Genomic DNA, 26,363 nt, shown 5'->3' with positions numbered 1-26,363 from the left:
ACGACCCCACCCCGCCTTCCCGAACACCAGGTGGTTGATGCGATGTCCGGCATCCGTGCCCTCCGCAACCGATTCGTCGACGCGCCCGACTCGCTCGGCGAACGCTTCCGCGCGGCCCGCTGGGAGCGGTTCCGGTCCTGCTTCCCGGGCATCGCGGAGCTGCGGGTGGTCGACCTCGGCGGCACGGCCGACAACTGGCTGCGCTCGCCGCTGCGTCCGAAGCACGTGCACCTGGTGAACCTGGAGGCGCACCCGGCCGAACTGCCGGACTGGATCAGCGCGGAGATCGCCGACGTGACCGAGCCGGAGATCCCGGACCGGCTCGGCACCTTCGACCTCGTGGTGTCCAACTCGACCATCGAGCACGTCGGCGGCCCGAGCCAGCGCCGCCGCTTCGTCACCGCCATCGAGAAGCTCGCCCCGCTGCACTGGGTGCAGACCCCCTACCGCTACTTCCCGGTCGAACCCCACTTCCTCGCCCCCGGCTTCCAGTTCCTGCCGCTCGCCGCCCAGACCCGGCTGATCCGGCACTGGCCGCTCACCCACAGCCGCCCCGGCAACGCCGAGGAGGCCATGGACGCCGTCGTCAACATCGAGCTGCTCACCCGCACCGAGATGCGCCATCTCTTCCCCCGCTCCGTGATCCTCAGCGAGCGGGTCGCGGGCCTCACCAAGTCCCTCACGGCCGTCCGCGTCCGAGCCTGATGCGCCGGCTCCTGCGCGCCCCCTGGGAGCTGCTCAAGCGGCGCTTCGGCTGGCTCGTCCTGTACGAGCTGCGCAACAAGGTGCTGCTCGCGCCCACCGCCCGCCGGCTCCGGCGGGTGGAGGACGCCGAGACCACGCGCCTCGCCCGGCGGCTCGGGCACCGGCCCGAGGCCCGGGTCGCCACGGTCATCGCCACCCACCGGCGCCCCGAGGCGCTGCTGCGGGCGGTGGCCTCGGCGCTCGGCCAGACCGTGCGCGACCAGGTCGTCATCGTCGTCGACGACGGCGCCGGTCTGCCGCCCGAACTCCCCGACGACCCCCGCCTCTTCGCGGTCTCGCTCGCCCGGAACACGGGCGTGGCGGGGGTGGTGCGCAACGTCGGGATCCGGCTGACCTCCTCCGCGTACGTCGCCTTCCTCGACGACGACAACCTGTGGGAGACCGACCACCTGGAGTCGGCCCTCGCCGCCCTGGAGGAGCCGGGCGGCCCCGACGGCGTCTACACGGCGCTGCGCCGGGTCCGCCCGGACGGCACCGACATGGACGTCCTGTCCGTGCCCTTCGACCGGCGTGACGCGGCCCACCGGGCCTTCCTCGACACCAACGCCTTCGTCGCCCGCCGGACCCCGGCCCTCCGCTTCAGCCGGCTCCGCCGCACCCCCGAGGTGCTGCCCCGCGAGGACTGGGAGCTGATCCGGCGGTACGCGCGCGGGCACCGGGTGGTCCATCTGCCCCGGCCCACCGTGCGCTATCTGGTGAACCCGGGCAGCTTCTACACCTCCTGGAAGGACTGAGGAGCCCCGAGCAGGGCTCCCACGGCGGCCCGCGCCGGCGCCCGCCCGAGCGCCGCCCGGGACAGCTCGCGCAGCAGCACCGCGCCCCGGAAGGCGGCCGTCGCCGCCGCGCCGTGGCGCCGCCGGTAGAGCCGCACCCGGTTGACGCAGAGCAGCGACCACAGGCGCGGCGACACCCGCGAGTCCCCGCCCAGATGGGTGGCGAGTGCAGCCGGTTCGAGCCGGGTCGCGAGACCACGGTCGCGGGCCCGCAGGCAGTACTCGGTCTCCTCGGAGTAGAGGAAGAACGACTCGTCCCAGGGCCCGCAGGCCGTGACGCACTCCCGGGAGAGCGCCATCAGGGCGCCGGTGGCCCAATCCGCCGTCGTCCGGGCCCGGTAGGCGGCCGGCGCCGTGACCAGCTCGCTCAGCCGCGGGAAGCGCCCGGCCCGCCGGTTGCCGAGCACCGCCTCGCCCAGGGCGCGGCTCAGGCTGGACTCACGGCGCAGCGAGTGGATCAGGGCGCCGTCCTCCTCGTACAGGAGCGGCACCGAGATGCCGATCCGGGAGCCGTCCGGCAGTGGGGTGCCCAGGGCCTCGACGAGGGTGGCGGCGCAACCCTCGGCCATCCGGATGTCCGGGTTGCAGATCAGCACCGCCCGGTAGCCGTCCGCCCAGCGGTCCGCGGCGCGCAGGGCCGCGTTGACGCCGAAGGCGTAGCCGCCGTTCCGACCGGTCTCCACGACGGTGGCGTCCGGGGCCAGGGCGCGGACCACGCCGACCGTGTCGTCGGAGGAGGCGTTGTCGGCGACCACCAGTCGCCAGTCGAGCCCCTTCATCCCGGCCGCCAGGGAGTCGAGGAAGCCGGGCAGGACGGCGGCGCTGTTCCAGGTGACGACCAGGACGGCGAGGGGCCCGGTGGCGGCGCGGGTGTGATGATGCATCAGATCTCCACGAGACGAGAGGAGTCAGGGGTAAGGGCGGAGGGCGCGGGCGACGCGGGCGGTTCGGGCGCCGACGGTGACCCAGGATCCGCCGGTGACGCGGGCGTCGCGTCCGCCTCGCGCCGTACGAAGCCCAGAGCGCTGCCGCCCAGGCCGATCAGCAGGAAGAACACGCCCGCGAACATCGGGAAGCTCAGCGTGTCGAAGGTCGCGCTGATCACCAGGGCGACCATCGACGAGGCGAAGAACGCCTGCCCCAGCTCCCGGTCCGACTCGGTGCGCGCGAGCCGCCGCAGCGCCCCGCCGTTGTGCACCCCGGCCAGGCCCAGGAGCAGCAGACAGGCGACGCCCAGGGCGCCCAGCTCCGCCACCGTCAGCAGATACTGGTTGTCGGTGAAGAAGTAGCGCTCCGGTGTGAACGTGCCGAAGCCCCGCCCGAACACCGGGTCCTGCACGAAGTACTCGTAGATCTTCGGGTACTTGATGGTGCGGGCCTGGGTGCTGCTGTCCGCGTTGTTGAGGCTCCCCGAGAACAGTCCGGTGATGGTGCCGATCAGGCCCGGCACCAGCACCTTGAACACCGCGACCGCCCCGAACAGGATCCCGATCGCCGTCCAGCGCCGCTGCGGCTTCCAGCGCGGCACCATGATCAGCACCACCACCGCGACCCCGATGATCGAGGTCCGGGACACCGTCAGCGGCAGCCCGCCGCCGAGCAGCACCACCGGCGCCCAGCGCTTGAACCGGCCCAGGTGCTCGCGCGCCGGGTCGAAGGCGTGCCAGATCGCGAACGGAAGCAGGATCGCCAGCATTCCGCTGAACTCCAGCGGATGCGCGGTCAGCGAGCGCGGCCGGGTGAACGAGCCGCGGTCCATCACGCTGACGCTCGCCGTGCTGGAGTTGAGGCCCGGGACGCGCAGCGAGTCGGCGATGTTGGTGCCGGTGAAGAAGTCGTACAGGCCGAGCGCCGCGACCACGGATCCCATCACCACGAGCCGGCGGAGCAGCACGTCCAGGCGCTCCCGGTCCTGGATCCCGGCCGTCGTCAGGACCACGAGCGACACCCACACCAGGAGCACGATCAGGCCCCGGTCGGCCGCCAGGATCTCCTTCTGGGTGCTGATCCGGTCCTGGTTCGTGATGTACGAGAGCAGCACGGTGACGGTGAGCACCAGCATCACCACCCGCATCGGGCGGGTGCCCGGCGCGGGCGCGATCCGGCCCAGGCACCAGGTCGCCAGGTACCAGAAGAGGCCGAGCAGCGCGAACACGTTCGCCGGAGTGCCGGCGCCGCCGAGCGCCGGAAGGGCCAGATTGGACGGCAGGAAGAGCGCGAGGGCCAGATAGCCGGTGAGCACCGCCGCCGCGTCCAGCGGCCGGTCGAGCAGCCGCCGCAGCCGCCCCGCCCCGGGCCGCGGCACCGGCGGCGCGTCATGGAACCCGGCGAGCCCCCGCGCCCGCCGCCGGGCCGCCGAGCAGATCTCCACCACGAAGGCGAGCACGAAGCCGCCCGCGACGCCGAACACGACGACCGCGGCGACCTTCTGATAGCGGGACTTGGGCTGCGACACCGGCTTCTGCGCCGGCACGATCCGCGCCGACTCCACGTAGTAGCCGTCCGGCACCCGGGCCTGCTCCTGCAACTGCTGCAGCTGCTCCGCCGCGTAGTCGGTGAGCCGGCGGGTCTCGGCGAGCACCCGGTCCCGGTCGTCGCCCTTGACCGTCAGGGTCAGCAGCGGCCCCTCCGCCTGGGCGGCGAAGTCCACCGCGTACTCGTCGGTGATCCCGTGCCCGCGCAACTCCTGTACGGTCTCCGCCGATTGCAGCGCCCGGATCAGGACGTCGGCCGTCCCGATCAGCGAACCGCTCGCGTACGCCAGGGTGTTGCCGTAGCTCGGCGCCGGCCGGGCCACCCGGCTGGAGTTGAGCAGCGCGAGCTGGCTCTGCGACTCGTACGTCACGGGGACCGTCGTGTAGAGGTAGCCTCCCGCGAGCAGACTGAGCAGCACCATCGGCACCGTCACGTACCAACGCCGGCCCAGCACGCGGAAGATCTCGGCGATGCTCACGAACCCTCCCCCGGTTCCCCTCGGTGCTGCCAGTATCGGTGCTGATGGACAGAGACGTGCTGACACCCGAGGGGCTGGCCCGCGCGCTGCTGCGCCGCTGGTACGTCCTGCTGCTCGCCGCGCTCGTCACGGCCGCCGCCTGCTACCCGGCGCTGCGGCCCGCGCCGCGCTACCAGAGCTCCGCGGTGCTCGTGGTGAAACCGCCGCGCACCGACAACCAGCCCAACCAGCTCACCAACCTCCAGCCCTCGCTGGCGATGGTGTCCTACGTGGTCGTGCAGCGGCTCCAGTCGCCCGCCGGGCGCGCCGAGCTGAAGGCGGCCGGGGCGCACGGCAGTTACCGCCTCACCCCGCGCAACAGCGGCACCAGCGCCACCCCGTACTACTCGATCCCCACCCTGCAGGTCGAGGCGGAGCAGACCGCGCCCGAAGAGGCCGACCGTGTGGTGCAGGTGGTCATCGACGTCTACGAGCGGCATCTGCAGGCCCTCCAGGCCGAGCAGAAGGTGCCGGCCGGCACCCTGCTCACCGTCGACCTGGTCAACCGCCCCGGCACCGTCGCCCTGCCGCCCAACCGCACCCGGGCCTACGCCGGGGTGGGCGCGCTCGGCACCCTCGCCGGGGTGGTCTGCGCGCTGTGGACCGAGCGGTACGCGGCAGGCCGGCGCCGCCGCCAGGAGGCCGGGCAGACCGGGCAGACCGGGTAGACCGGGCAGGGTGGCCAGGGCGGGGGCGGGCAGGGTGCTAGCGCCCGGCACCGTGCTCCGTGAGCCGGCCGTCCCGCTCCTCGTACAGCGCGCCGGTCTCCGGGCACTCCCACAGGCCGGGCGCGTCCGGGCGCGCGGTAAGCCGTACGCCCGCCTTCCCGACCCAGCCCGCCTGACGCGCCGGGACGCCCATGACCAGGGCGAAGTCGGGGACGTCGGCGGTCACCACCGAACCGGCGGCGACGAGCGCCCAGCGGCCGATGGTCACCGGCGCCACGCACACCGAGCGGGCCCCGATGGCCGCGCCGTCGCCGATCACCACGGCGACCGGCTCCCAGTCGCCGCCCCGCTTGAGTCGCCCCTCGGGGTCCACGGCACGCGGGTTGTGGTCGTTGGTGAGCACCGCCGACGGGCCGACGAAGACGCCGTCGCCGAGCACCGCGGGCTCGTACACCAGGGCGTAGTTCTGCAGCTTGCAGTTGTCGCCCAGGGTCACGCCGGGACCGACGTAGGCGCCCCGGCCGATCACACAGTTCTCGCCCAGACGGGCGTCCTCACGGATCTGGGCGAGTTCCCACACGCTGCTGCCGGCGCCGACGACGGCCTTCTCGTCGACCTGCGCGGTCGGCTGGACCCGGTGGTTCACGGTGCTGCCTTTCCTCGGTGTACGGGGTGGTGTACGGGATGGTGCTGGGGCTCAGATGCCGCGGCGCTTCCAGGACCGCCACCACAGCCACTCGCGGCCCCGCTCGGCCACGGCGGACAGGATCAGCGGCTGGAGGTACGGCATGACGCGGGCGCCGATCCGGCGGCGCAGCCGCAGCGCCCGGAACTCCGGGAGCGTCTCGGCGTCCGGCCGGCACTCGCGGGCGAAGGCCACCAGCTCCTCGACGGGCACGACGTCGGTGCGGCCCCGGTCGTAGGCCCGGTAGGCCCGCCGCAGTGCCTGGCGGGCCAGGCGGGTGTCGACGAGCCCGGCGAGCCGGCGGGCCTGCGGCAGCTGGTCGGCGCACTTGTCGAGGACCGCGGTGAAGGCGGCCCGGCGCTGCCGGATGTCGTCGAGCTGCCCGCCGAAGTCGGTGGTGGACATGTTGTTGCCGTGCACCCGGTAGAAGGCCTGGTCGGCCCCCCGGACATAGCCCACGTCGGCGTGCGAGGCGAGCCGCATCCACATCTCGATGTCGCCGGCGTGCGGCAGCTCGGGGTCGTAGCCGCCGACCTTCCGCTGCAGGCTGGTGCGGACCACCACCTCCGGGGAGGTGATGCAGCCGGTGCCCTCGCGGAAGCGCCGCTCCAGCCACCAGTGGCCCGGGTAGACCACGGAGCCGGTGGACTCCGTACGGGCCGCGGGGAGCGGCCCGCCGTGCTGGAACCGCAGCGGCCGGCCGTAGCAGAAGCCGGCCTCCGGGTGGGCGTCGAGCAGGGCGACGGCCCGCACCAGCGCCCCGGGGACCAGCCGGTCGTCGGCGGACAGGAGCACGACGTAGTCGCCGTCCGCCCACTCGAGCAGGCCCTCGTTGTAGGTGGCGATATGGCCCTTGTTGCGCTCGTGGACCCGCACCTCGATCCTCGGGTCGGAGGCGGCCAGCTTCCTGGCCGCCTCCGCCGAGTCGTCGGGGGACGCGTCGTCGATGATCAGCACCCGCACGTCGAGGCCGGGCTGCTCGTCGAGCACGCTGCGTACGCAGTCGGCCAGGAAGTGGCCGTACTTGTAGCAGGGGATCACGACGCTGACAGAGCTCATGTGGTGCGTTCCCCGATTTCGTTCGGCCGGTGGGTCAGTTGGTCGTGAAGACCGGAGCGACCCAGTAGTTGGTGGAGTTGTAGGAGCTGTTCGGGAAGGCACTCGAAGCGCCGTACCGGTACAGGCCGTTGGCGCTGCCGCTGCCGTCCGCGAGGCCGGACAGCGGGTAGTTGAGCCGCGCCCCGGTGAAGTACTGAGGATCGGCGGCGTAGTTGCCGTTCGGCGCGTGGTACGACACCACATAGGTGGTGTCCGCCGTGATGTCCACCGGGGTGGTGAAGGTCAGCTTCTGCCAGCCGGAGGCGGTCTCGCCGGTGAAGGTGCCGGTGGCGAGCAGGGTGCCGTCGTCCGTCCACAGGCTGCCGGTGTGGGTGCCGGTGTTGGTCGCGCCCTTGTAGAAGGTGACGCCGGTGACCTTGCCGTTCAGCGCGGACCGGAAGCGGGTGCCGAGCTCCAGGGAGTTCCCGTCACCGGTCTCCGCGGTCTTCGCGGGCACGGTCTCCGGGCTCCACAGGGTGCACGGGCAGTTCGCCGCCGGCGGGGTGGCGCTGGTGGTGAAGGTCCAGGTCACCGGATCGGGCATGGCGTTGCCCCACAGGTCGGCGGCCTGCACCGACACCGTGTACGTGGTGCCGAGGGCGAGCTGGCTGCCGAGCGCGAAGGCGGCGGTCTTCCCGTCGCCGTCGAGGGCGGCGCTGCCCGGGACGGCGGTGCCGCCGGGTCCCTTCACGGTGAACACCAGGGTGCTCGCGTCGATGCTCTGGTTGAAGGTCGCCGACAGCGGGCTGGTGATCGCCACCCCGGTCGCGCCGGCCGCGGGGGTGCGGGCGGTGACCACCGGCGGCGCGGTGGAGGCCGAGCCGGTCTCCAGGATCGCGTCCACCCAGTAGTTGCTGCCCGCCGACTCCTGCGACGGGAACAGGCTCGCGCCGCCGTACTTGTAGACGCCGTTCCCGCCGTCCGTGCCGGACTGCAGCGCCGTCAGCGGGGCCAGGCCCGCGCCCTTGTCGGTGAAGTAGTGCGCGTCGTAGGAGTAGCCGCCGTTCGGCGCGAAGTACGAGGCGACATAGGTGGTGTTGGCCTTCACCGGCACCGGGCTGGCGAACTTCAGCTCCTGCCAGCCCGACGCCGTCTCACCCGTGAAAAACCCGGTGGCGAGGAGCTGCCCGCCGGCCGACCACAGGCTGCCCTTGTGGGTGCCGGTGTTGGCGGCCGACTTGTAGAAGCGGACGCCGGTGATGGTGCCCGGGACCGAGCTGCGCACCTTCACGCCCAGCTCGACGGAGCTGCCGTCGCCGCCGTTGACCATGTCCGGGGCGGCCGAGGCGGGCCACACCGTGCACGGGCACTCCTGCTCGGACACGGTCAGCGGCACGGTCGTGACGGCGCCGATGTTGACGCTGTCGTCGACGGCACGGACCTTCAGCTGCACCGGGCCCTGGGCGATCGGGGTCCACTTGTAGCTCCAGGAGCCGGTGCCCTGGGCCGCCTTCCAGGTGGTGCCGCCGTCGGTGGAGACCTCGACGCGGGCCACGACGCCGCCGCCCGTGTCGGCCGCGGTGCCGGTCACGGTGATCTGCCGCAGGGCCGGGACGGAGGCGTTCGGCGCGGGGCTGGTGACGGTGACCGCCGGGCCTGTGGTGTCGGTGGAGGCGGTGGCCGCGACGAGGCCGGACTGCAGGGTCTTCGGCTGGATGCCCATGTCGGCGAGGATGTTCACGGTCGCCTGCTGCATCCGCTTGTCCTCGGTGACCACGCCGCCGTCCGGGTCGGCCGTCGGCACGTTGGTCAGGCCCCAGGACCACTGCACGGTGCCGGTGCCGAAGACCAGGGCGTGGGACGTCTGGTCGCGGAAGGCGACCAGGCTGTGGGTGGCGGTGCCGTTGCCGTAGGTGTTGCCCCAGTCCATCAGGTACTTGCCGTCGGCGATGTCGACGGTGGTCGAGGACATCCGGATCTCACCGGACGGGCGGCTGGCGTTCTCCACGTCGCTGTCCCACTCGTAGCCGAGGGTGCCGGCCGGGAAGGTCGCGACCTGGCTGCCGGTGAGCCCGGCGACCGAGGTGTTGCGCCACAGGCGCATCTTGCCGTACGCGGCCGGGACGGTGATGGCGTCGTTGCGGGAGCCGTTCACCTGGAACATCGAGCCGGTGAGGATGTTCTGCGGCCGGTACGGCTCGCCCTCCTTGGTGCTGTCCGGGTCCATCCAGGTGCCGGTCCACACATTGCTCGGGTCCGGAACGCCGTTCGGCACCGGGAACTTGAGCTTGGTCTCCTTGTAGCAGACCAGCGTCCGGTTGGGGGTGTTGCTGCCGTCGATGCTCGGTTCGAGACGGGTCTTCCAGAAGATCTCGTTGCCCGCGAAGAAGGTCTGGTGCTGGCCGGCCTTGCGCGCGTTGAGGACGTTGGTGAACTGCTCCTGCGTCCAGTACTCGTCATGCCCGTGGGACATGAACATCTTGTGCCCGGCGAGGAGTTGGGCGCCCCGCGTGGCGGTGTCCAGGCCCGTGACGTAACTCAGGTCGTAGCCGTTGCGCTCCAGCCACGCGATCATCTCGTACTCGGAGCCGTAGATGCCGTTCTCGCCGCCGATGTCCATCGGCCGGTTGTAACTCACCTTGTACGCACGCCCGTCGGGCGCCGGGCCCTGCCCGTCGTACAGGTTGGTGCCGCCCCAGTCGTTGTACGCCTGCCAGGTCTGGTCGGAGGTCTGCACGAGGACCTCGGAGTGGCTGGCGTCGTTGCGCACCACGAAGGGGTACGGCATGAGGCCGTTGCCGTCCGCCTGGTCGAAGTTGGCGACATAGAGACCGGAGACCGCGTCGGCCGGCACCGTCCAGCTCGCGTTGGCCGCCCAGTTGCCGCAGTCCATCAGACCCGTCGGCGCGTCCTTCGCGCAGCTCGGCCGGGTGTTCGTGTACGTCGCCGGGTAGGTCTGCGCGGCCTGCGCCGGCGTGGAGACCAGCCGGGCGCCGTCGCCGCCGTACCAGCCGAGCCGGTAGATCTTCACATGGAACGAGGACGGCGACTGCACCTTGAACTGCAGCGTCTCACCGGCCTGCAGGCTCGCCTTGGTGGGGAAACCGGCGATGTCCCCCCACGAGCTGCCGGCGAACCAGTCGGACATCGGCGTGCCCGGCTTGGAGTTCTCGCAGACGATCGGGTTGCTGCCCGTGCCGCACGGGTCGGCGACGGCACTCGCCTGCCCGCTCGCCGGCAGGAATATCGCGGTCAGCGCCGCGGCCAGGGCGAACACGGCGCCTCTGGCCCGGCGGATGGGGTTCTGCATCGCTGTACGTACCTTTCACGGGCAGTGCAGGTCCCGGCCCGAGCGGCCGGGGGTGGGGGAGCGGGCCGCTGGGGGCCGGTCCTCGGGGATGCGGAGCGGACCGGCCCGACAGAGGCACACACGCCCTGACGTCAGTCCAGGGCGTTCACCAGTGCGTCCACGACCCTGCGCTGCTGGTCGTGGGTGATCTGCGGGAAGAGGGGCAGCGACAGGATCTCGTCGGCGGCCCGTTCCGCGTGCGGGAAGTCCCCGCGTTTATGGCCGAGATGGGCGTACGCGGGCGTCAGGTGCACCGGCTGCGGATAGTGCACGCCCGCCCCGATGCCGCTCGCGTTGAGCTTGCCCACCACCGCGTCCCGGTCGGCGCCCGGCACCCGCAGCACATACAGGTGCCAGACATGTGCGTTGCCCCCGTCGGTGACCGGCAGGACCACCCGGCCGGCCTCCGCGAGCGGGGCGAGCAGCTCGTCGTAACGGGCCGCCGCCGTCCGCCGGGCCTCGTTGCCGGCCGCGAGCCGGCGCAGCTTGGCCCGCAGCACGACGGCCTGCAGACCGTCGAGCCGGCTGTTGAACCCGGGCACGTCGTGCCGGTACTTCGCCACCCCGCCGTGATTGGCGACGGCCCGCACCAGGGCCGCGGCCTCCGGGTCGTCGGTGAGCACCGCGCCCGCGTCGCCGTACGCGCCGAGGTTCTTGCCCGGGTAGAAGCTGGTCGCGGCGATGCCGCCGCTGCCCGGGGTGCGCCCGGCGCGGCTCGCGCCCTGGCTCTGCGCCGCGTCCTCCACGATCCGCACCCGCTCCGGCAGGCCGGCGGCGAGCGCGGCGACGTCCGCGCACTGCCCGTACAGATGCACCGGCACCACCGCCCGGGTGGCCTCGCCGACCGCGGCGAGCGCGGCGGCGGTGTCGATGAGCAGGGTGTCGGGGGCGCAGTCGACCAGGACCGGCCGGGCGCCGGTGCGGGCCACCGCCCCGGCGGTGGCGATGAAGGTGTTGGCGGGCAGCACGACCTCGTCGCCCGCGCCGACCCCGCTCGCCCGCAGCGCCAGCTCCAGGGCGTCGGTGCCGTTGGCGACGCCGACCACATGGGCGACCCCGCCGAACGCGGCGTACTCGCGCTCGAACTCCGCGACCTCCTCGCCGCCGATGAAGGCGGTGTTCGCGAGGACCCGGTCGAAGCCGGCGCGTATCTCGGCCTCGACCTCCGCGTGCGCCGCCTTCAGGTCGACCAGGGGAATGTGGTTCATCAGCGGTTCGCTCCTCGAGCCGGTACGGGTGGGGCGGCGGCGACGGTGTCGTGCGCCGCGAGCTGTTCGAGCGCGGGCGGCGGCGCGGTGCGCAGGCGGTGGGCGGGCGAGCCCGCCCACACCTCGCCCGGCGGCAGGTCGGCGAGGACCACGGAGCCCATGCCGACCAGCGACCAGGCGCCGACCGCGGTGCCCTCGCGGACCATCGCGCCCGCCCCGAGATAGGCGCCGGTGCCGACCCGGACGGTGCCCCCGAGCCGTACGCCCGAGGCGAGGGTGGCGAAGTCGCCGAGCACGTCGTCGTGGGTGAGCACGGTGTGCGGCATCACCGCCACATGCCGGCCCACCGTCACCGCGGCCGTCAGGACGGTGTGCGCGAGCAGCACCGTGCCGGGGCCGAGCACCGAGCTCGCCGAGACGGCGGCGGTCGGATGCACCACCGTGGTGTAGCGCTCCTCGGGCAGGCCGAGGCGGGCGACGATCCGGGCCCGGGAGGCGTAGTCGCGGGGGCTGCCCACGCACACCACGAACGAGGCGTCCGGGAGCTCGGGCACGAGCCCGGTGCCGCCGAGCACCGGCACCCCGTCCACCTCGGCGCCGTGCAGCGCCGGATCGTCGTCCAGATGACCCGCGAGCGGCAGGCCGGCGGCGCGGGCGGCCTGCGCGGTCTCCCGCGCGAACCCGCCCGCACCGATGATCACGAGCCGTGCGGTCACCGACCCGCCGCCGCTTCCCGCAGCGCCGCGACCACCCGGTCCTGCTGCTCCTCGGTCATCGTGTGGAACAGCGGCAGGATCAGCGAGTCGCGGCTGATCCGCTCGGTGACCGGCAGCGGCCCGGCCGGGTGCCCGGCGTAGGCCGGTTCGAGATGGCTCGCCATGATGCCGCGCCGCGCCGAGATCCCCGACTCGGCGAGCCGGGCGAGGAGTTCGTCGCGGCCGACCGGGAAGCGGGTGTCGAGCAGCACCCAGTACGACTGGAAGTTCCCCGTCCCGTGCTCCGGGTCCCGCACCGGCCGCAGGCCCGGCAGGTCCGTCAGCAACTCCGTGTATCGGGCCGCCAGTTCGCGGCGCCGGGCCACCAGCGCGTCCAGTTTCTCCAGCTGGGCCAGGCCGACCGCCGCCTGGATGTCGGTCATCCGGTAGTTGAACCCGGTCTCCAGATAGCTCTCCAGGACGGGCTTGCCGCTCGCGTGCCGGTCGGCCGCCGACACGTTCATGCCGTGCTCGCGCAGCCGCCGCAGCCGCGCCGCCCACTCGGCGTCGTCGGTGGTGACCATGCCGCCCTCGCCGGTGGTGAGCAGCTTGCGCGGGTGGAACGACCAGGCGGCGAGCAGCGCGCCCCGGCCGACGGACCCGCCGTCGACGGTCGAGCCGATCGCACAGGCCGCGTCCTCGACCAGCGGCAGCCCCCAGCCCTCGCAGGCCGCCCGGAGCGCCGCGACATCGGCCGGCACCCCGGCCTGGTGGACGACGAGCACCGCCCTGGTGCGCGCGGTGCGGACCGCGTCCACGGTCGCCGCCGTGAGGTTGCCGGTGGCCAGGTCGACATCGGCGAAGACCGGTGCGGCGCCCACGTACCGTACGGCGTTGGCGGTGGCGATGAAGGACAGCGAGGGGACGATCACCTCGTCCCCGGGGCCCAGGCCGAGCGCGACCAGCGCCAGGTGCAGGGCGGTGGTGCAGGAGCTGACGGCCACGCCGTGCGCGGCGCCGACCCGCTCGGCGAAGGCCTGCTCGAAGGCGGCGACCCGCGGCCCCTGCGCGACCCAGCCGGAGCGCACGGCGTCGGCGGCGGCCGTCGCCTCCTCCTCGCCCAGCCACGGCACCATCACCGGGATCTTCACCGGCCGCGCGGCCGCCCGGTCGGCGTCCGTCGCGGTCGCGCCCTTCTCGGCCCGCCACCAGTCGACCAGGTCCTTCAGACCCGTCCGCAGATCGATCTCGGCCTTGAAGCCGAGCCGCTCCTCGGCGAGCGTGGTGTCCGCGAGCCGCCGCGTCACGCCGTTGACCGCGCGCGCCGGGCCGTGCACCGGCTCCAGGTCCGAGCCCATCACGTCGAGCAGCGCGTCCGCGAGCTCCCGAAGCGAGGTCTCGGTCGCCGAGGCCACGTTGAACACCTCGTCGGTCAACTCGGGCCGCGCGGCCAGGATGTTGGCGCGCGCGATGTCGCGGACGTCCACGAAGTCCATCGTCTGCGTGCCGTCGCCCAGGATCAGCGGCGGCTCGCCCGCCTCGATCCGCTCCATCCAGCGGATCAGCACCTCGGTGTACAGGCCGTGGATGTCCATCCGCGGCCCGTACACGTTGAAGTAGCGAAGGGCCACGTAGTCCAGGCCGTACATCGCGTGGAAACTGCGCAGCATGCCCTCGTTGAAGGCCTTCGCCGCCCCGTAGAAGGTGTCGTTGTTGTACGGGTGATGGCGCTCGGTCGTCGGGAACGACTCGGCCAGACCGTAGACCGAGGCCGAGGACGAGGCGATCACCTTGCCCACCCCGGCCGCCGCCGCGGCCTCCAGGACGTTGAACGTGCCGTCGACCATCACCTCGTTGGCGAGCCGCGGCTCCTCCGCGCACTGGGTGATCCGGATCGCCGCCAGGTGGTACACGAGATCGGCGCCCTCGGTCACCCGGCGCACCGTCGCCGCGTCCCGGATGTCGCCCTCGACCAGCTCCACCCGGCCGCTCGCCATCGCCCGGGCCAGATTGGCCCGCCGGCCGCGCACGAAGTTGTCGAGCACGACCACCTCGCGCGCACCCCCCTCGACCAGCAGGTCCGTCACATGCGAGCCGATCGTCCCGGCACCGCCGGTGACCAGGATCCGCTTGCCCTCGAAGTCGCTCAACGCCGTTCTCCCGCCGCTTCGTTCACGTTCTTCGCAGACCCGTCCCGCGGTGTCGGCAGTGCGGGCAGTGCCCGGTCACCACCGGTCCGCAGACCGACGACCGCACCGCGGAACTCCAGGCTCCGCGAGGCCGCCTCCAGAATGTCCAGGACCCTGAGGCCCGCCCGCCCGTCGGTCAGCGGCGCCCGGCCCTCGGTGATCGCCGCCGCGAACTCGTCGACCATGCCGCGCAGCGCCTCCTTCTCGCCGAGCGCCGGTGCGACCATGTCGCCGCTGCGGTACGAGATCAGCGCCTCCCGGCGCTCGTCCGCGCCCAGGTCCTGCGGCGTGGTCAGGTCCACGCCCCGGTCGAAGACCGCGAGGCGCTGCGCCGGGTTCAGGTCGTCCCAGACCAGGGTGCGCTTGGCGCCGCCGACCATGGTGGTGCGCACCTTGGTCGGGGACAGCCAGTTCACGTGCACATGCGCGATGGCCCCGGTGTTCAGCTGCAGCGTGAGGTACGTGATGCAGTCCCGGCCCGCGCCGATCGGGTCCGCGCCGTGCGCGGCGACCGCCACCGGCTCCACGTGCTCGGGCAGGATGAAGTCCAGGATCGACAGATCGTGCGGGGCCAGGTCCCACAGCACGTCGATGTCCTTCTGCACCAGGCCGAGGTTGATCCGCACCGAGTCCACGTAGTGGATCTCGCCGAGCGCGCCCTGGTGCACCAGCTCGCGGATCTTCGCCACGGCCGGGGTGTAGCAGTACGTGTGGTCGCACATCAGGGTCAGCCCGCGCTCCTCGGCCTCCGCGACCAGCCGCGCCCCGTCGGCGTAGGTGGTGGCCAGCGGCTTCTCGACCAGGACGTGCTTCCCGGCGCGCAGCGCGGCGAGCGCCACGTCCAGATGGGTGCCGGCCGGGGTGGCGACGGCGACCGCGGCGACCTCCGGGTCGGCGAGCACCGCCGCGTAGTCGGCGGTGGCCCGCACGGTGGAGTACCCGCCGAGGACCCGCTCGGCGCGCGCGACATCGAGGTCGCACAGCCAGCGCAGCCGGAACCGGTCGCTGGCCTGGAAGTTGCGCACCAGGTTGGGTCCCCAGTAGCCGGCGCCTATGACGGCGACTCCCAGCCGCTCGTCGGGTCGGTCGGCTTCGTTCAACGTGTTCCCCTCCATACAGGGTGGGCGGATCGGGACGGGCGGGTCTTCTGGACTCTCGTCGGGACGGTCTTCCGTGACGGCGGGAGTACGGGGCGGGCCGGGGTGATACGGGGCGGGCGGGGCGCCCGGGGGTCAGTAGGCGCCGGTGCCGCGGACCACGGCGGGGCCGGTGCGCAGCAGGATCTCGGCGTCCAGGCGGAGCGACCAGTTGTCCACGTACGCGAGGTCGAGGCGGACCGCCTCCTCCCACGGCAGGTCGGAGCGCCCGCTGACCTGCCACAGACCGGTGAGCCCGGGCTTCACGAGCAGCCGGCGGCGCACCTCGTGGGTGTAGCCCGCGACCTCCTCGGGCAGTGGCGGCCGCGGACCGATCAGCGACATGCGCCCGCTCAGCACGTTGAACAGCTGCGGCAGTTCGTCGAGCGAGTAGCGGCGCAGCGTGGCCCCGATCCGGGTCACCCGCGGATCGTCGCGCACCTTGAACAGCAGACCGTCGCTGTTGTGATTGGCGTGCGCCAGCTCCGCCCGGCGGGCCTCCGCGTCCGGCCGCATCGTCCGGAACTTCAGCATCGTGAACTGCTTGCCGTGCAGCCCCACCCGGACCTGCCGGAACAGCGCCGGACCCTTGCTGCCGAGCCTTACGGCGAGCGCCACCCCGCACATCAGCGGGGAAAGGAGCAGGAGCAGCACCGCCGCCACCAGCCGGTCGGCCAGCTCCTTCGGGAGCCGGGAAAGGCGTGACATGCGCGGCGCCCGTACGTGGATCAGCGGCACCCCGCCGACCGGCCGCACCTCAAGGCGCGACGCGGCCACGTCGCCGAAGGCCGGGGCGATCAGGAAGTCGCCCCCGGCGGCCGCCGTGCTCCACGCGAGCCGGCGGAGCAGCGGCGCGTCGATCTCCGCCGACGGCAGCACCACGACGGCCGTCGCTTCTCCGAACATCCGTATCGCACCGGGCACTTCGTCGACCCCGCCGAGCACCTGCACGTCGTAGCGGTCCACCTCGGCGGCGTTCACCGGGTCCGTCAGGCACACCCCGGCGATGTCCATGCCCTGGAGCACGGAGCCCGGGGGCGCGCCCGGCAGCCGGTCCCGGAGCAGGGCGGCGAGCAGCTCGGCCACCCCGGCCGACGGGCCGACCAGGACGGCGGTGGTACGGCCCCGGCCGCGCGCCCAGTGCCCGCGCAGCCGCCGCCGCAGGGCGTACCGGACGCCCAGCGAGAGCCCCGCGGCCACCGGTGCGGCCAGGATCATCTCGTACATCAGGTCCGGATCGCGGCCCAGGCCCCAGCCCAGGACGGCCGCGAGCGCCGGAAGGACGAGCGCGCCGCGCAGCACCCGCCGGTACACCTCGGTGCCGGAGCCCAACGGGCCCCGCGCGTAACCGCCGTGGGCGTGCAGCACGGCCGCCCAGGCCGGCGGCAGCGCCGCCACGGCCGGCCAGTGACCGCCCGCGCGCAGCACGAAGAGTGCGGCGAGGCCCGCCGCCGCGGAGTCCGCGGCGAGCAGCGCGAGCTGGTGTCTTCTCCGCCACCACGGGCGGAGAGGAAGGTCGACATGTGTGGATTCGACACGGTGCCGCTCATGCGTGACCGGCAGGACGGTCATCCATTCCCCCCAAGGGCGCTTCGCGCGCACCCCGTTGAACCCCCGCGCCACTTCCCCCCGATTCGCCCGGCGAGCGCACGACTCACGGGCAGGGGAAGGGCGGCGACGGTCGACGAGGGTGCGCGGCTCTTCCGCCTGACTGAACGGTGCGGACCGAGGTCGCAAGTCTCCCCAGCCACGGCCGGGTCCGCACAGGACGCAGAATCCGCCCGGGACGATTGTTTCGACCGAGCGGATCCGGCAGCGCTCAATCTAGACCAACTGGGGCAGGCCATCCAGGAGTTGTGTGAAACTCCTACCGATAGTTGAAGGAACTGTAAGAGTGGGAAGAGTGGGACTCCTTGGTCATACTGTCCCCGTGCCCAGCATCGTGATCCCCGCGCACAACGAGGAACGCACCCTCGGCCGGCTGCTCGACCGCCTTCTGGACGGCGCCGGCGAGGGGGAGTTCGACATCCTCGTCGTGGCCAACGGCTGTACGGACGGCACCGCCGCCGTCGCCACCGCCCGCGGCCCCGGGGTCCGCGTCGTCGAGACCCCCGTCCCGTCCAAGCACGAGGCCCTGCGCCTCGGCGACCGGCACGCCGAGGGCTTCCCCCGGGTGTACGTGGACGCCGACGTGGAACTCGGCGCCGCCGACGTGCGTGCGCTGACCGCCGCACTCTCCGGCCCCGGCGCTGTGCTCGCCGCCGCGCCCGAGCGCGAGTTGCCGATGACCGGCTGCTCCTGGCGGGTGCGGGCCTATTACCGGGTCTGGCAGCGGCTGCCCGCCGTGCGCGAGGGGCTGTTCGGGCGCGGGGTGATCGCCATGACCGGCGAGGGCCATGCCCGTATCGCCGCGCTCCCGCCGCTGATGGCCGACGACCTCGCCGCGTCCCTCGCCTTCGCGCCCGCCGAACGCGCCGTCGTCCCGGCCGCCAGGGTCGTCGTGCGCCCGCCGCGCACCTGGCCCGACCTGATCCGCCGCCGGGTCCGCGCGGCCACCTCGACGGCCCAACTGGAGGAGCGGCAGCGGGAGTCGGTGGAATCTCCCACTCCGGCCGCCATCGCCGCCGCCCCCACCACCCCGGCCCCGCCGCCCACCGCCCGCACCGGCCTCGGCGACCTCCGCGCCCTGCTGCGCGCCGAACCCACCCTGCTCCCCGCGATGCTCGTCTTCCTGTCGGCGGCGCTCACGGCGCGCAGGGGCGCGCGCAAGGCGATCAGGGCGCGCGACTTCGACACCTGGCTGAGGGACGAGAGCAGCCGGCAGGAGTGAGCGCCCCGCGCGCCGCCCGCGCCGGAGGAGGCCCGCATTCCGCCCCCGTCGAAGATCGAAAACCCCTAGGCTGCTCGCGACCGTGTCGGGGGAGGCCGAGGGAGGCCACATGCAGACGGATCGGAAGACGGACCGGAAGACGGACCGGAGACCGGGACAGCATCGGCGCACCGCCGGACTCGTGACGGCACTCGCCGTCTGCGCCGCCTGGGCGGCCGGCGGACCGGCGGCGCGCGCCGAGGAGCCGGTCACGCCCACCCTCACGCCGACGACCCGGTTCTATGTGGAGCCCGACAACGGCGCCGCCCGGCAGGCCGTCGCCGACGCGGCGGCCGGGGACACGGACGACGCCGCCCGGATGACCCGCCTCGCCGCCCTGCCGCAGGCGGCCTGGTTCACCGGCGGGACGCCCGAACAGGCGCGCACGGACGCCGCCGCGCTCGGCGCACGCGCCGGCGCAGCCGGACAGGTGCCCGTCCTCGTCGCGTACAACGTGCCCGGCCGGGACTGCGGCCTGTACTCCGGCGGCGGCGCCGCGTCCTCCACCGCCTACCGGGAGTGGGTCACCGCGCTCGCCGACGGCATCGGCGACGGCCCCGCCGTCGTCCTCCTCGAACCCGACGGACTCGGCGCGCTCCCCAAGGACTGCGCCGGCACCGGCGACCCCACCGGCGAGCTGACCAGGGCCCGCCTCGCCGACCTCGGCTTCGCCGTCACCGCGCTCAAGCAACACCCCCGCACCCTCGTCTACCTCGACGCCGGCAACAGCCAGTGGCGCGCCGTCGGCGACATGGCCCAGCGGCTGATCGACGCCGGCGTCGACCGCGCCGACGGCTTCGCGCTCAACGTCTCCAACTTCCAGCCCACCGACCACCAGACCCGCTACGGCGGCTGGCTGGCCAAGTGCGTCTGGTTCGCCACCCAGGGCCCCGACTGGGGCCGCGGCCACACCGACTGGTGCGCGAGCCAGTACTACTCCGCCGCCGCGCCCAACGACGGCAGCCCCGGCAACGCCGTCTCCGCCGACGACCCCACCACCTGGCACTGGACCGACGCCTGGTACGACCAGACCGTCGGTCAGCCCGCCACCACGGAACTCGCCCACTTCGTCGTCGACACCAGCCGCAACGGCAAGGGCCCCTGGAAGCCCGCCGCCGGCACGTACCCCGACCCCGAGACCTGGTGCAACCCGCCCGGCCGCGGCATGGGCCCGCGCCCCACCGCCGACACCGGACAGCCGCTCGTCGACGCCTATCTGTACGTGAAGACCATCGGCGACTCCGACGGCAGCTGCACCCGCGGCACCACCGGCCCCGCCGACCCGGTGTACGGAGTGGTCGACCCGCCCGCCGGCGCCTGGTGGCCGGAGTTCGCCCACGCGCTCGCCCGCGACGCCGAACCCGCACTGCTGCCCTGAACCGAAGCGGATCCGTACCTCCAAGCCCTCGACGCGGGGTGGTGCCGTGCGCGATGATCACGCCCGCACGTCGGCACCACCCCTTCACCCTCACCTCGCATCCCACACCGGGAGGACGTTGATGGCTCGCCGCACATCCCGCGGCCTGATCGCCGCGGCCACCGCCACCGTGGCGCTGATCGCCCCCGCGGGACTGGCCGGACCGGCCGCCGCCGCGGACACCGCCCCGCACTCCGCCGGGCCCCAGGCCCGCATCTTCATGGTCAACCCTGTGCAGTCCACGGGCGACCAGTCGCTCACCGACGCCAAGGACTCCGCCACCGCGGTCCCCGCCTCCGCCTACACGCTCGCGGAGCTGCGCAACCTCGACGGCAGCGGCGGCCTCTCCGGCCGCTGGGCCTCCGTCCGGTCCGACACCGGCGCCTCGGCGAAGGTCGCCGACATCGGCTCGTACGACCGGCACGACGACCAGTTCGAGCAGGTCATGGCGTACTTCTGGGTCAACGAGGCGCAGGACTACCTCCAGGGCCTCGGCTTCGGCAGCGAACTCCCCGGCGCCAACGACCGGGTGCAGCCCGTGCGGATCAACCAGTGGGGCGCCGACAACTCCTTCTTCACCGACAAGAAGGACGAGATCCGCTTCGGCAAGGGCGGCGTCGACGACGCCGAGGACGCCGAGGTGATCGTCCACGAGTACGGGCACGCCGTGCACGAGGCCCAGGTGCCCGGCTTCGGCGCCTCCGCCGAGGCCGGCGCGATCGGCGAGGCCTTCGGCGACTACCTCGCCGTCGCCGTCGGCACGAACGCCGCCACCCGCCACGGCTGGCCGGTGCGCACCGACCTCGCCTGCGTCGGCGACTGGGACTCCGTCATGTACAGCGGCGCCCCGCACTGCCTGCGGCGCCTGGACGGCACCAAGGTCTACGCCGACCGGGTCGGCGAGGTCCACGCGGACGGCGAGATCTGGTCCCGCGCGCTCTGGGACATCCGCACGGCGCTCGGCGCCCGTACCGCCGACCGGATCATCGTCAACGCCCAGTTCGGCTTCGCCCCCGACACCTCCTTCTCGGCCGCGGCGGCCCAGACCGTCGCGACCGCCCGGAGCATGTACGGACAGGCCGCCGCCGACGCGGTCCGCGACGCCTTCCGGGCCCGGGAGATACCCGGCGTCTGAGTCATCGGCCGAGCCGGGCCAGCGGGACGCGCCGGAAGGCGATCGACTCGTACGGGCCGCGCACCCCCGTCTCGTACAGCACGCCGACCGTCCCCGCGTCCACCCGCACCAGGTCCGAGTACGCGGCGGGGGCCGGTGACAGGGTGAGCGCCCGGGTGAAGGCGCGGCCGCCGTCGGCGCTGGTCCACAGCGCCTCGGCGGCGCGCCGGTCCGGCACCGACGGCGCGGAGAACAGCAGCAGCCCGGGCCGCCCCGGCCCCGGCCCGGACACGTACAGCAGACTGCCCTGCACCACGGGGACGGCGGCGAGCGCGGGCTGCGGCGCGTACGGGCGCTCCAGGCTCGCGCCGCCGTCGGCCGAACGGCTGTCGGCGCGGTGGCCGGGGGCGTCGCCGAGCTGGTCGCGGGTGCTGAAGTAGAGGCTGCCGTCGGGGAGTTCGGCCGCCGTGGACTCGTTGCTGTTGACGCCTCCGTCGTACGACTCGTCCGCGGCGCCGATCCGCCAGCTGTGGCCGCCGTCGTCGCTGAGCAGGGCGTGCGCGCCGTAGTGGCGCGGCTCGCGGCCGGTGTCCGTGGAGCCGGGCGGCGGCGCGGCCGAGTGGTCGGCGGGGACGACGAGCCGGCCCGCGTACCGGCCGTGGGTGAGGGCGAGCGCGTGCCCGGGGCCGGTGGCGTACCAGCGCCAGTCGGGCCGCTTGACCGAGGCGGTGATGTCCTCGGGCGCGGAGAAACCGCGCCCGTCGTCCGTGCTGCGCTGGACGTACGCCCGCCGCCCGTGCGCCGGGTCCACCCGCCCCTGGAGCACGGAGCGTTCGGTCGCCGTACCGGCGTTGCCCGAGGAGAGCAGCACGACGTCGCCGCTCGCCGGGTCGACCACCGGGGCCGGATTGCCGCGGGTGTCCCCGTGCCCGGCCGCGACCACGATCAGCGGCCCCCAGGTGCAGCCGCCGTCCGCCGAGCGCCGCAGCACCAGATCCACGGCGCCCGCGTCCCCCGCCCCGTGCACCCGGCCCTCGGCGAAGGCGAGCAGGGTGCCGGCGGGGGTGCGGACGACGGCCGGTATCCGGTAGACCGCGTAGCCGCCGGTCCCGGCGGTGTACGGCACCGAGCCCGCGCACCGCGCAGGCCCGGGCGGCTCGTCCGCCGCCAGGACCGCCACCGTCAGCGCGACCGCCGCCGCCACGTGTCCCCATCGCCGCCATCGCCCCCGTCGCATGCCGCCCACCGCACCTCGTCCCGGCGACACGGCCCCCAACAGCGGGCCATGGGACGGGAGTCGGAGGGCGAAGACGAGGTGAACGCGGCAGCGGTACGGGCGGGGGCTCAGCTGTCGAAACCGAGGCCCACGCGGTCCAGGGCGCGCAGCCACAGATTGCGGCGCCCCTCGCGGGCGTCGGCGCGGGCGAGCGCCCACTGCGTGATCCCGATGCCGACCGACCGCACCGGCTCGGGCGGGAACGGCAGCGGCTTGCGGCGCACCAGCTCGAGCGAGGTGCGCTCGGTGCGCGCCCCGGTGAGCAGGTCGAGCATCACCTCGGCGCCGAAGCGCGTGGCGCCCACGCCGAGACCCGTGTAGCCGGCCGCGTACGCCACCCGGCCGCGGTGGCTGGTGTCGAAGAAGACGCAGAAGCGGGTGCTGGTGTCGATCGCGCCGCCCCAGGCGTGACTGAAGCGGACCCCGGCGAGCTGCGGGAAGGTCTCGAAGAAGTGCCGGGCGAGGGTCGCGAAGGTCTCCGGGCGCTGGTCCCGCTCGGCCCGCACACCGCCCCGGAAGCGGTGGACGGCGTCGAAGCCGCCCCACAGGATCCGGTTGTCGGCGGACAGGCGCACATAGTGGAAGCGGTTGGCGCAGTCGGCGAAGCCCTGCCGGTTCCGCCAGGCCACGGAGGCGAGTTGATGATCCGTCAGGGGCTCGGTCATCAGCGCGTAGTCGTAGACGGGGACGGTGTACGGGCGGTGCCGGCGAAGGAGCGAGGGGTACGCGTTGGTGGCGAGCGCGACCTTGCGGGCGCGCACCCGGCCGTAGGGCGTGGTGACCGCGATCCGGGCGCCGTCCTCGGTGAGCCGGCTGCCCGGCGTGTGCTCGTACACCCGGACGTCGAGCTCCTGGCAGGCGCGCTTGAGGCCGTGGGCGAGCCGCGCCGGGTCGATCATGGCGACCCCGTCCTTGTTCCACAGCCCGCCGAGGAAGGTGGGGGAGTCGATCTCGGCCCGCACCGCCGCCTCGTCGAGCAGCGCCACGTCCGCGCCGTACCGCGCGGCGGCCTCGGCCTCCTCCTTCAGACCCGCGAGCTGGTACGGCTCGGTGGCCACCACCAGGGAGCCGCTGCGCCGCCAGTCGCAGTCGATGCCGTGCCGGGCGAGCGTGTCCTCGATGGCCTGCAGATTCTCCCGGCCGAGCCGTTCGAGCCGCCCGATCTCCCCGGGCCAGCGGGCAATTCCGTTGCCCAGTCCGTGCGTCAGGCTCGACTCGCAGAAGCCGCCGTTGCGCCCGGACGCGGCGCCGCCGACCCGGCCCGCCTCGATCAGCACGACATCGGCCGACGGATCGCGCTCCTTGGCGATCAGCGCGGTCCAGAGCCCGCTGTAGCCCCCGCCGACCACGAGCAGATCGCAGTCGGTGGGCCCGACGAGAGCCGGCGCGGCGGGCGGCCGGCGGTCGGCGTCGTCCAGCCAGAAGGGGGTGGGCGAGGCGTCCCGGAGCGCGTGCAGCGGGTCCATGGGCGGTGCTCCTTCGGATCGCGGAGGCGGGGCCTCGGGGCCGCACGCCTTCGAAGTGCCGCCATGAGACCGGGCGCGGCGGATTTCCGTCAATGGTGTTGACGTAAGCGCCGCCGACCGGTCCCGGGCCGCCGGTCCCGCGCCCGGAACCGGGTCCCCTATCTCTCCCCGAGCGCTGCGAGCCGCGCCCCCACCGCGTCCAGCATCAGTTCGAGCGCGAAGGGGTGGCCGCTGTCCCGCATGTCCGCCGCGAGCAGCGGGTAGGTCGCCGCCACGTTCGGGTGGGTGTCGGGCGAGAGCTTGCCGTAGGCCGCGTGCCAGACCTGCTCGTCGGCCTCGCGGGCCGGTTCCGGCAGGGCGAGGGCGGCGGCGTCGAGGGCGGCGAAGGCCAGGGCCTGGTCGACGAAGGCGTGGTAGATCCGGACCGCCTCCGCGTCCGGGAGGCCGGCGCGGCGCAGCACGCCGAGGATCGCCTCGACCGCGCGGGTCTCGTGCGCGCGGCCCGTCGTGCGGTGTGCGGCGAGCGCCGCGACCTGCGGGTTCGCCAGGTAGGCGGCGTGGATGCGCAGGGCGATCTCGCGCAGGTCGGCCCGCCACTCGCCGGTGGCCCGCCAGCCCGCCTGTGCCCGGCCGACCATCTCGTCGGCGAGGGCGAGCAGCAGGTCGTCGGTGTTGCGGAAGTAGCGGTACAGCGCGCTGGGGTCGGAGCCCAGGGCGGCGCCCAGACGCCGTACGGACAACGCCTCCGCGCCGTGCTGGGCCACGAGCCGCAGCGCCGTCTCGACGATCACCCGCTCGGAGAGCACGGTGCCCTGCTTGGTGGGGCGGCGGCGCTGCCGCCGGCCCTCCGGAACCACTCGTTCGGCCATGGCCGGACCCTACCGGGGGAGCGCTTACGACAACACCCTTGACGTTCGAACGGGGGCGGCGGTTGCATGGCGCACCTCCCTCCCCACCCCTCTTCCGGGGCTCCCTCACCCTCCAGGAGTACGCAGATGACCACGGCCGACCTGGTCTTCACCGGTGGTCCCGTCTTCACCGGCGACCCGGCCCGCACCCGGGCCACCTCGCTCGCCGTCATCGGCGAGCGGATCATCGCCGTCGGCCACGACGAGGTGCGCGAACTCGTCGGCCCGGCGACCGAAGTCGTCGACCTCACCGGCAAGTTGCTGATCCCCGGCTTCCAGGACGCCCACATCCACGCCGTGTACGGAGGCGTCGAGCTGGCCGAGTGCGACCTCAGCGGCACCACCGGCGTCGACGACTACCGGCGGATCATCGCCGGCTTCGCCGCCGACCACCCCGACCACGCGTGGATCACCGGCGGCGGCTGGTCCATGGAGAGCTTCGAAGGCGGCCTGCCCACCCGGCAGTTGCTCGACGCGCTCGTCTCCGACCGCCCGGTCCTCCTGGTCAACCGTGATCACCACGGCGCCTGGGCCAACTCCCGCGCCCTGGAACTCGCCGGGATAACCGCCGACACCCCCGACCCGGCCGACGGCCGCATCGAGCGGGACGCCGACGGCCACCCCACCGGCGTCCTCCAGGAAGGCGCGGCGGCCCTGGTCTCCCGGCTGGTCCCGCCCGGCACCACCGCCGACCGCGTCGCCGGACTGCTGCGCGCCCAGGCCCTGCTCCACTCGCTCGGCATCACCGGCTGGCAGGACGCCATCCTCGGCGAGTTCGCCGGCCGCCCCGACCCCTCCGACGCGTATCTCGCCGCCGCCCAGGACGGCACCCTCACCGCCAGGGTCACCGGCGCGCTGTGGTGGGACCGCGCGCGCGGCGCCGAGCAGATCCCCGAACTCGTGGACCGGCGCGCGAAGTTGAGCCACGGCCGGTTCCGCGCCGGCTCGGTGAAGATCATGCAGGACGGCATCGCCGAGAACTTCACCGCCGCCCTGACCAGCCCCTACCTCGACGGCTGCGGCTGCGCCACCGCCAACACCGGGATGAGCTTCGTCGACCCCGAGGCGCTGCGCGGCCATGTCACCGCGCTCGACGCCCTCGACTTCCAGGTGCACTTCCACGCGCTCGGCGACCGCGCCGTCCGGGAGGCCCTGGACGCGATCGAGGCCGCCGTCACCGCCAACGGCCGGCGCGGCAACCGGCACCACCTGGCCCACCTCCAGGTGGTCCACCCCGAGGACATCGCCCGCTTCGCCCGGCTCGGCGCGCTCGCCAACATCCAGCCGCTGTGGGCCGCGCACGAACCGCAGATGGACGAGCTGACCATCCCCTTCCTCGGGCCCGAACGCGCCGCCTGGCAGTACCCGTTCGGCGCCCTTCTCCGCGCCGGCGCCACCCTGGTGGCGGGCAGCGACTGGCCGGTCAGCAGCCCGGACCCGCTCGCCGGCCTCCATGTCGCCGTCAACCGCGCCGAACCCGGCGCCACCGACGGCCGGGTCTTCCTCCCCGAGCAGCGCATCGACCTCACCACCGCGCTCGCCGCCTACACCGCGGGCTCCGCCCACGCCAACGGCCACGACGACACCGGCAGCCTCCGCCCCGGCCACCTCGCCGACCTCGTCGTCCTCGACCGCGACATCCTCACCGCCCCGCCCGAGGAGATCGCCGACGCCCGCGTCGAGCAGACCTTCGTCGGCGGCACCCGCGTCCACGGGGCCTAGACGATGTCCACCACGTCTCCCACCGGCGGAGCCGGGGCTGCCGGGGGAGCGTTCCGGTCGGCCCGCCCCCGCCCGGCCCGCGCGCTCGGTGTT

General features: G+C 73.7%; 20 protein-coding genes. 7 read left to right on the top strand and 13 right to left on the bottom strand.

The window, feature by feature from the left end; translation table 11 throughout:
* Nucleotides 1-42 precede the first annotated feature (42 nt).
* Entirely contained in the window at nucleotides 43-705 is a 663-nt protein-coding gene (locus JAO84_RS03465) for a class I SAM-dependent methyltransferase (RefSeq protein WP_370410277.1), read from the top strand.
* A complete protein-coding gene (locus tag JAO84_RS03460) occupies nucleotides 705-1,499 on the top strand; it encodes a glycosyltransferase family 2 protein (RefSeq protein ID WP_370410276.1) in 795 nt (264 codons plus the stop codon). Before JAO84_RS03465 ends, JAO84_RS03460 begins: the two co-directional genes overlap by 1 nt.
* On the opposite strand, the gene JAO84_RS03455 is transcribed toward JAO84_RS03460, so the two are convergent.
* On the bottom strand, nucleotides 1,478-2,422 hold the full coding sequence (locus tag JAO84_RS03455; RefSeq protein WP_370410274.1) for a glycosyltransferase family 2 protein: 945 nt from the start codon (nucleotides 2,420-2,422) through the stop codon (nucleotides 1,478-1,480). The two genes, JAO84_RS03460 and JAO84_RS03455, sit on opposite strands and share 22 nt — an antisense overlap.
* Entirely contained in the window at nucleotides 2,422-4,491 is a 2,070-nt protein-coding gene (locus JAO84_RS03450; RefSeq protein WP_370410272.1) for an O-antigen ligase family protein, read from the bottom strand. The genes JAO84_RS03455 and JAO84_RS03450 overlap by 1 nt, the downstream gene beginning before the upstream one ends.
* A gap of 44 nt (nucleotides 4,492-4,535) precedes the next feature.
* On the opposite strand from JAO84_RS03450, the gene JAO84_RS03445 reads away from it, so the two are divergent.
* Nucleotides 4,536-5,198 carry a hypothetical protein gene (locus tag JAO84_RS03445; RefSeq protein ID WP_370410270.1) on the top strand — a complete coding sequence of 221 codons (663 nt, stop codon included), beginning with the start codon at nucleotides 4,536-4,538 and terminating at the stop codon, nucleotides 5,196-5,198.
* Nucleotides 5,199-5,235: 37 nt separating this feature from the next.
* On the opposite strand, the gene JAO84_RS03440 is transcribed toward JAO84_RS03445, so the two are convergent.
* The 8 genes from JAO84_RS03440 to JAO84_RS03405 all read right to left on the bottom strand — a co-directional run bounded on the left by JAO84_RS03440 (nucleotide 5,236) and on the right by JAO84_RS03405 (nucleotide 17,070).
* On the bottom strand, nucleotides 5,236-5,844 hold the full coding sequence (locus JAO84_RS03440) for an acyltransferase (RefSeq protein ID WP_370410268.1): 609 nt from the start codon (nucleotides 5,842-5,844) through the stop codon (nucleotides 5,236-5,238).
* A gap of 51 nt (nucleotides 5,845-5,895) precedes the next feature.
* Complete coding sequence (locus tag JAO84_RS03435; RefSeq protein WP_370410266.1) at nucleotides 5,896-6,942, bottom strand: glycosyltransferase family 2 protein; 1,047 nt, start codon at nucleotides 6,940-6,942, stop codon at nucleotides 5,896-5,898.
* A 34-nt stretch (nucleotides 6,943-6,976) separates the two neighbouring features.
* Nucleotides 6,977-10,231, bottom strand: a complete 3,255-nt coding sequence (locus JAO84_RS03430) for a DUF4082 domain-containing protein (RefSeq protein ID WP_370410264.1) — start codon at nucleotides 10,229-10,231, stop codon at nucleotides 6,977-6,979.
* Between the two features lie 131 nt (nucleotides 10,232-10,362).
* Nucleotides 10,363-11,478: a DegT/DnrJ/EryC1/StrS family aminotransferase gene (locus JAO84_RS03425; protein ID WP_370410262.1), complete on the bottom strand. Its 1,116-nt coding sequence runs from the start codon at nucleotides 11,476-11,478 to the stop codon at nucleotides 10,363-10,365.
* Complete coding sequence (locus JAO84_RS03420) at nucleotides 11,478-12,194, bottom strand: acetyltransferase (RefSeq protein ID WP_370410260.1); 717 nt, start codon at nucleotides 12,192-12,194, stop codon at nucleotides 11,478-11,480. The genes JAO84_RS03425 and JAO84_RS03420 overlap by 1 nt, the downstream gene beginning before the upstream one ends.
* The gene (locus JAO84_RS03415) at nucleotides 12,191-14,323 is read right to left on the bottom strand and encodes an aminotransferase class I/II-fold pyridoxal phosphate-dependent enzyme (protein WP_370410258.1); all 2,133 of its coding nucleotides are present in this window, start codon (nucleotides 14,321-14,323) and stop codon (nucleotides 12,191-12,193) included. Before JAO84_RS03415 ends, JAO84_RS03420 begins: the two co-directional genes overlap by 4 nt.
* On the bottom strand, nucleotides 14,320-15,462 hold the full coding sequence (locus tag JAO84_RS03410; protein ID WP_370410256.1) for a Gfo/Idh/MocA family protein: 1,143 nt from the start codon (nucleotides 15,460-15,462) through the stop codon (nucleotides 14,320-14,322). Before JAO84_RS03410 ends, JAO84_RS03415 begins: the two co-directional genes overlap by 4 nt.
* A 132-nt stretch (nucleotides 15,463-15,594) precedes the next feature.
* Nucleotides 15,595-17,070, bottom strand: coding sequence for a sugar transferase (locus JAO84_RS03405; RefSeq protein ID WP_370410254.1), 1,476 nt, complete (start codon nucleotides 17,068-17,070; stop codon nucleotides 15,595-15,597).
* 358 nt (nucleotides 17,071-17,428) lie between these two features.
* On the opposite strand from JAO84_RS03405, the gene JAO84_RS03400 reads away from it, so the two are divergent.
* The 3 genes from JAO84_RS03400 to JAO84_RS03390 all read left to right on the top strand — a co-directional run bounded on the left by JAO84_RS03400 (nucleotide 17,429) and on the right by JAO84_RS03390 (nucleotide 20,919).
* Entirely contained in the window at nucleotides 17,429-18,328 is a 900-nt protein-coding gene (locus JAO84_RS03400) for a glycosyltransferase (protein WP_370410252.1), read from the top strand.
* 109 nt (nucleotides 18,329-18,437) lie between these two features.
* Complete coding sequence (locus JAO84_RS03395) at nucleotides 18,438-19,745, top strand: glycoside hydrolase family 6 protein (protein ID WP_370410250.1); 1,308 nt, start codon at nucleotides 18,438-18,440, stop codon at nucleotides 19,743-19,745.
* 121 nt (nucleotides 19,746-19,866) lie between these two features.
* Entirely contained in the window at nucleotides 19,867-20,919 is a 1,053-nt protein-coding gene (locus JAO84_RS03390) for a M4 family metallopeptidase (RefSeq protein WP_370410248.1), read from the top strand.
* 1 nt (nucleotide 20,920) lies between these two features.
* Here JAO84_RS03390 and JAO84_RS03385 read toward each other — a convergent pair whose 3' ends face one another.
* The 3 genes from JAO84_RS03385 to JAO84_RS03375 all read right to left on the bottom strand — a co-directional run bounded on the left by JAO84_RS03385 (nucleotide 20,921) and on the right by JAO84_RS03375 (nucleotide 24,509).
* Nucleotides 20,921-22,135, bottom strand: coding sequence for an exo-alpha-sialidase (locus tag JAO84_RS03385; RefSeq protein ID WP_370410246.1), 1,215 nt, complete (start codon nucleotides 22,133-22,135; stop codon nucleotides 20,921-20,923).
* A 107-nt stretch (nucleotides 22,136-22,242) separates the two neighbouring features.
* Nucleotides 22,243-23,640, bottom strand: a complete 1,398-nt coding sequence (locus JAO84_RS03380) for an NAD(P)/FAD-dependent oxidoreductase (protein WP_370410244.1) — start codon at nucleotides 23,638-23,640, stop codon at nucleotides 22,243-22,245.
* A 158-nt stretch (nucleotides 23,641-23,798) separates the two neighbouring features.
* Nucleotides 23,799-24,509 carry a TetR/AcrR family transcriptional regulator gene (locus JAO84_RS03375; protein ID WP_370410242.1) on the bottom strand — a complete coding sequence of 237 codons (711 nt, stop codon included), beginning with the start codon at nucleotides 24,507-24,509 and terminating at the stop codon, nucleotides 23,799-23,801.
* A gap of 126 nt (nucleotides 24,510-24,635) precedes the next feature.
* Between JAO84_RS03375 and JAO84_RS03370 the strand changes: the two genes are divergently transcribed.
* A complete protein-coding gene (locus tag JAO84_RS03370; RefSeq protein ID WP_370410240.1) occupies nucleotides 24,636-26,270 on the top strand; it encodes an amidohydrolase in 1,635 nt (544 codons plus the stop codon).
* Nucleotides 26,271-26,363 lie beyond the last annotated feature (93 nt).

It is taken from the genome of Streptomyces fradiae (genome assembly GCF_041270065.1).
Classification (GTDB): Bacteria; Actinomycetota; Actinomycetes; order Streptomycetales; family Streptomycetaceae; genus Streptomyces.
This window is presented reverse-complemented; position numbering and strand designations above follow the sequence as displayed.

Bases quoted from the DNA above. Each gene is read 5' to 3' on its own strand.
- JAO84_RS03465 (WP_370410277.1), top strand. From the start codon at position 43: ATGTCCGGCATCCGTGCCCTCCGCAACCGATTCGTCGACGCGCCCGAC.
- JAO84_RS03460 (WP_370410276.1), top strand. From the start codon at position 705: ATGCGCCGGCTCCTGCGCGCCCCCTGGGAGCTGCTCAAGCGGCGCTTC.
- JAO84_RS03455 (WP_370410274.1), bottom strand. From the start codon at position 2,422: ATGCATCATCACACCCGCGCCGCCACCGGGCCCCTCGCCGTCCTGGTC.
- JAO84_RS03445 (WP_370410270.1), top strand. From the start codon at position 4,536: ATGGACAGAGACGTGCTGACACCCGAGGGGCTGGCCCGCGCGCTGCTG.
- JAO84_RS03435 (WP_370410266.1), bottom strand. From the start codon at position 6,942: ATGAGCTCTGTCAGCGTCGTGATCCCCTGCTACAAGTACGGCCACTTC.
- JAO84_RS03430 (WP_370410264.1), bottom strand. From the start codon at position 10,231: ATGCAGAACCCCATCCGCCGGGCCAGAGGCGCCGTGTTCGCCCTGGCC.
- JAO84_RS03425 (WP_370410262.1), bottom strand. From the start codon at position 11,478: ATGAACCACATTCCCCTGGTCGACCTGAAGGCGGCGCACGCGGAGGTC.
- JAO84_RS03405 (WP_370410254.1), bottom strand. From the start codon at position 17,070: ATGACCGTCCTGCCGGTCACGCATGAGCGGCACCGTGTCGAATCCACA.
- JAO84_RS03395 (WP_370410250.1), top strand. From the start codon at position 18,438: ATGCAGACGGATCGGAAGACGGACCGGAAGACGGACCGGAGACCGGGA.
- JAO84_RS03390 (WP_370410248.1), top strand. From the start codon at position 19,867: ATGGCTCGCCGCACATCCCGCGGCCTGATCGCCGCGGCCACCGCCACC.
- JAO84_RS03385 (WP_370410246.1), bottom strand. From the start codon at position 22,135: ATGCGACGGGGGCGATGGCGGCGATGGGGACACGTGGCGGCGGCGGTC.
- JAO84_RS03380 (WP_370410244.1), bottom strand. From the start codon at position 23,640: ATGGACCCGCTGCACGCGCTCCGGGACGCCTCGCCCACCCCCTTCTGG.
- JAO84_RS03375 (WP_370410242.1), bottom strand. From the start codon at position 24,509: ATGGCCGAACGAGTGGTTCCGGAGGGCCGGCGGCAGCGCCGCCGCCCC.
- JAO84_RS03370 (WP_370410240.1), top strand. From the start codon at position 24,636: ATGACCACGGCCGACCTGGTCTTCACCGGTGGTCCCGTCTTCACCGGC.